This window comes from Bacillus hominis (assembly GCF_018332515.1).
GTDB lineage: Bacteria > Bacillota > Bacilli > Bacillales > Bacillaceae_G > Bacillus_A > Bacillus_A hominis.
The window spans coordinates 1-593 of the sequence record NZ_BOQD01000638.1 but is presented as its reverse complement, the minus strand read 5'-3'; the positions used below and the strand labels follow the sequence as shown (position 1 = coordinate 593).

Below are 593 nucleotides of genomic sequence, written 5' to 3'. Positions count from 1 at the left end.
AATTATTGTTTCCATTCATATTCTAACATACTCATTTCCCATAAATTCCAATATTTATCACCGACTTTTCTTGACTCTCTTAATAATCCTTCTTTTACAAACCCTATATTTTCATAACACAAAATGGCTGCCGAATTAAAATCAAAAACACCAAGAGTAACTCTATGCAGTTTTAATTCATGAAATGCAATATGAAGTACTGATTTCATCATCTGTTTCCCTATAGAACGTCCTCTCATATTTGTATCTCCAACTAATACTTTACCAATCCTAGCAGACTTATTTATATTGTCTATTTGCCCAAGCGAAATATGTCCAATAACTTTTGCAGTCTCTTCATCTATTACTTTGAAAGCGAGTGTATTTGCATTTTCATAATTTGCATTCCTTGTATACCTTTCTAATTGTTTTTCATTTAATGGATATGTAAATGCATTTCCTGACCATTGTATTAAAAATTCTTCGGAATCGATCCAATTTATTAATTGTTTGAAATCGGACCTTGTAAATTTTTCAAGTTTTATCATTCCCATTCTCCTTTGATACACGCTTATATTTACACTCAAGCTTATTTCTATATAAAAAATATATTC

At 29.5% G+C, this 593-nt stretch carries 1 protein-coding gene; it reads right to left on the bottom strand.

The window, feature by feature from the left end; genetic code table 11:
- Positions 1-2 precede the first annotated feature (2 nt).
- Positions 3-527, bottom strand: a complete 525-nt coding sequence (locus KI356_RS27735) for a GNAT family N-acetyltransferase (protein ID WP_212937067.1) — start codon at positions 525-527, stop codon at positions 3-5.
- Between the last annotated feature and the right edge of the window lie 66 nt (positions 528-593).

Bases quoted from the DNA above. Each gene is read 5' to 3' on its own strand.
- KI356_RS27735 (WP_212937067.1), bottom strand. From the start codon at position 527: ATGATAAAACTTGAAAAATTTACAAGGTCCGATTTCAAACAATTAATA.